Origin of the sequence: Streptomyces sp. NPDC021115 (assembly GCF_044333065.1) — a bacterium.
In the GTDB taxonomy this organism is placed as follows: Bacteria; Actinomycetota; Actinomycetes; order Streptomycetales; family Streptomycetaceae; genus Streptomyces.
Genome location: NZ_JBIRQF010000050.1, coordinates 1 through 4,652, shown reverse-complemented (window position 1 = coordinate 4,652; position 4,652 = coordinate 1). Strand labels below are relative to the sequence as shown.

General features: G+C 68.9%; 1 protein-coding gene. It reads right to left on the bottom strand.

The genetic code is table 11. The annotated features are described in order from the left end of the window. The coding region (locus ACH4TL_RS45700; RefSeq protein WP_398425543.1) for a type I polyketide synthase at positions 1-4,652 on the bottom strand (4,652 nt) is incomplete at both ends.

Genomic DNA, 4,652 nt, shown 5'->3' with positions numbered 1-4,652 from the left:
GTCACACCACCAGCCAACGCCAGCGAACACTCACCCGCACGCAACGCCTGCGCCGCCAGATGCATCGCCACCAACGACGACGAACACGCCGTATCGATCGTGACCGTCGGACCCTCCAGCCCCAACGTGTACGACGCCCGGCCCGACGCCACACTCGGCGCACTACCGTTGCCCCGGAACGCCTCGAATTCCCGGGCCGTCAGCAGGTTGCGGTAGTCGTTGTACATCACACCGGCGAACAGGCCGGTACTGCTGCCCCGCAGCGACACCGGGTCGATCCCGGCGCGCTCAACGGCCTCCCACACCGTCTCCAACAACAACCGCTGCTGCGCATCAGTCGCCAACGCCTCACGCGGACTCATCCCGAAGAACGCCGCGTCGAACTCGCCCGGGTCCCGGAGGAAGCCACCCGCACGGGTCGAGGACGTGCCCGGATGGCCGGGATCCGGGTGGTACAAACTACCCAGGTCCCAGCCCCGGTCAGCGGGGAAATCGCCAATCGCGTCCACCCCGGCCGTCACCAGCTGCCACAACTGCTCCGGAGACGACACTCCGCCCGGGTACCGGCAGGCCATCCCCACAATCACCACCGGATCATCCGCGACCGGCGGCAGCGCACCCACCGGCACAGCGACCCCGGTCCTGCTCCCCAGCAACTCATCGAGCAAGTGGGCGGCCAACGCCTCCACGCTCGGGTAGTCGAACACCAGCGTCGCCGGGAGCCTCAAACCCGTCGCGGCACTCAACGCGTTACGCAGTTCCACCCCTAGCAACGAGTCGAACCCGAGATCACGGAACGCGCGGGCGGGATCCACCACCGTGGCACTCTCGTGCCCCAGCACCGCCGCGACCTGGTCCCGCACCAGATCCAGCACCATCTCCCGCTGCACCAGCCCGGTGGACGGGATCCGTCCGGCCGTGCGGCGCGTACGGATCAGACCGCGCAACAGCGGCGGCACCTCACCACGAGCCCGCAGCGCCGGCAGATCCAGCCGCACCGGCAACACCACCGGCTCCCCAGCCCCCACAGCGGCATCGAACAGCGCCACACCCTGCTCGGTGGACAGGGGCGGGAATCCCGAGCGGTGCATCCGCTCCCGATCGGCGGCGCTCAACTCACCGAGCATGCCGTCGGCCTGCTCCCACGGGCCCCACGCCAGCGAGACACCCGGCAGCCCCCGGTCCCGCCGGTACCGCACCAGCGCGTCCAGGAACGCATTCCCCGCAGCGTAATTACCCTGCCCCGCACCACCGAACGTGCCCGCCGCGGAAGAGAACACCACAAACGCAGACAAGTCCAAGCCCCGCGTCAACTCATGCAGATGCCACGCCGCGTCCACCTTCGGACGCAACACCGCATCAACACGCTCCGGAGTGAGAACCCCGATCAGACCGTCGTCCAGCACCCCGGCGGTATGCACCACCGCCGACACCTCATGCACGGCCAGCACCTCGGCCAGCGCCTCACGATCAGCCACATCACACGCCACCACCTCGGCGCGGGCACCCAATCCGGCAAGTTCGGCGACGAGGCCCCCGGCGCCCGGCGCGGCCAGGCCACGCCGGGACAGCAGGAGCAGGTCCCGTACGCCGTGCTCGGCCACCAGATGCCGCGCCAGCACCGCACCCAGACCACCCGTACCACCCGTGATCAACACCCTGCCGTGCGGCGTCCACGACGCCGCACCCAGCTCCGGAACGGGCACCCGCGTCAGGCGGGGGGACAAGAGCCGCTCATCACCAACCATCAGCTCCGGCTCGGGGTGCGCCAACGCCCGCGACAACACCGCCCCGGACACGGCACCGTCACCAAGGTCCAGCAACGTGATCCGGTCCGGATGCTCCGACTGCGCCGACCGCAGCAAACCCCACGCCGAACCCACCGCCAGATCGCTGACAGCACCACGCGCCACCACAACCAGACGAGACCCAGCGAACCGCTCCCCCTCCAACCACCCCTGAACCAAGCCCAAAGCCCGCGCCACCAAGTCGTGGACACCATCCACCACTGCGTCACCCGGCCGCTCCATTGCAACCTCGGCCAACACCACGTCCGGCACCGGCCCATCCGCCACAGCCAACGAGGCCAGGTCCGGATACACCACAACGCCCGACCCGGCACCGCGCAGCATCCCGGCCAAACCTCCATCCGGGCCGACCACCGCAACCACCGACGGCCCGGCGCCCGTCTCACCGGCCACCGGGGTCCACTCCACCCGGAACAACGCATCCCGGCTATCACCGTCCGCGAGCTCTTCAGCGGCAAGTGGACGCGTGACCAAAGACGCGACGGACGCCACTGGACGACCCACCACATCCGCGACCGCTACGGACACCGCCCCCCGCTCGTCATACGACAGCCGAGCCCGCACCGTCGTCGCCCCGGAAGCGTGCAACGAAACACCCTCCCAAGCGAACGGCAGACCGCGATCCGTTGTGCCACCGGTGAAAGCGGCGGCGTGCAGCACTGCGTCCAGAAGCGCGGGATGCACCCCGAACCCACTGACATCGGCGCCCTCGCCCAAGGCCACCTCGGCAAAGAGCTCCGCGCCCAGCCGCCACACCGCCCGCAACCCCTGGAACACCGGGCCGTACTCGAACCCGGAGTCAGCAAATCGTTCGTAGCACTCATCGAGGTCGACCGGCTCAGCGCCCGCAGGCGGCCAGTTGGCCGCGTCGAACCCGGTGCCGGCCAGGTCGTCCACTACGGCCAGGACCCCCGTGGCGTGCTGCGTCCACTGCGGCTCATCGGACTCATCCGCCCGGGAGAACACCTTGACTGACCGCCGTCCGGAGTCATCGGCGGAACCGACGAACACCTGAATCTGTGCCGCGCCCCGTTCGGGCAGCACCAGTGGCGCAGCCAGGGTCAGTTCCTCAAGCAGATCGCACCCGAACTCGTCACCGGCCCGGATCGCCATTTCCACAAAAGCGGTCCCCGGCACCAGAACCCGGCCCATCACCGCGTGATCGGCCAGCCACGGATGCGATGCCAACGACAGGCGCCCGGAAAACACCACACCGTCCGAGTCGGCCAACGACACCGCCGCGCCGAGCAGCGGATGCTCAGCCGAGGCGAGACCGACGGCCCGCACATCACCTGGAACAGCCGCAACTGTGGGCCAATACCGCTGCCGCTGGAAGGCGTAGGTGGGCAGCTCGACCTGCCGCGCGGCCGTACCCGCGAAGAACGCCCGCCAGTCCACGGCCACGCCGGTCACGTGCAGGTTGGCGAGCGCGGTAACCGCCGCCGTCTCCTCCGGCCGGTCCTTACGCAGCACCGGCACGACCACAGCCTCATCCGGTGCCGACTCCCGGACCAGGGCCGACAGCACACCGTCCGGCCCCAGCTCCAGGAACGTCCCCACCCCGGCATCCGACAACGCCTGAACACCATCAGCGAACCGCACCGTCTCCCGCACATGCCGCACCCAATACTCCGGCGAACACAACTCCTCCGCCGTAGCGAGGGCACCGGACAGATTCGACACCACCGGAACCACCGGCTCACGGAACTCCAGCCCCTCCACGACGGCACGGAAGCCGTCGAGCATCGAGGACATGAGTGGCGAGTGGAACGCATGACTCACCGCGAGCCTGCTCGTACGCCGTCCGCCGGCCTCGAACCGTGCCGCAACCTCCAGCACAGCATCCTCGTCACCGGAGACCACCACCGACGACGGCCCGTTGACCGCCGCGATCGACACTCGCTCGGAGAGCAACGGCCGAACCTCGTCCTCGGTGGCCTGCACCGCCACCATCGCCCCACCCGACGGGAGGTCCTGCATCAACCGAGAACGCGCCATCACCAACCGACAGGCGTCCTCAATCGACAGCACACCCGCCACATGGGCAGCCGCGACCTCGCCGATCGAATGCCCGCCCACGAAGTCCGGCCGCACTCCAAAGGACTCCATCAGCCGGAACAGCGCCACCTCAACCGCGAACAGGGCGGGCTGAGCCGACCCGGTGCCGTTCAGCGCCTCCGCGTCCTCACCCCACATCACCCCGCGCACCGAGTCATCCAGGTGCGCCAGAACCACATCCAGCGCCTGTGCGAACACCGGGAACCGGCCATACAACTCCCGGCCCATACCCAACCGCTGCGCACCCTGCCCCGAGAACACCACAGCCAACGAACCCTGACCCACCGCACCCCGAGCAGCCTCGACCACACCCTCCTCAGAAGCCACCAACACCGCCCGATGCTCAAACACCGACCGCCCGGCAACCAACGAAACACCAACATCAAGGGACGCGAGAGCATGCTCGGCCGCAGCCGACCTGACCCGGTCAACCTGTGCATCCAAAGCGGCCTCGGTCTTCGCCGACACCACCCACGGCACCACACCCGGCACCGCCTCCACGTCCTCGGCAGGCCACTCCGCCAAAGGCGCGGCTTCGAGGACCACATGCGCGTTGGTGCCGCTCACGCCGAAGGACGAGATCCCCGCCCGGCGCGGACGACCGGTAGCTGGCCAAGCAGTATTGTCCCGCACCAGCTCGACGTCCCCGGCCGTCCAGTCGACATGCGACGACGGAGCATCCACATGCAGCGTGCGCGGCAGCACCCCGTGCCGCATCGCCATCACCGTCTTGATCACACCCGCGACACCCGCCGCAGCCTGCGTATGACCAATATTCGACTTCAC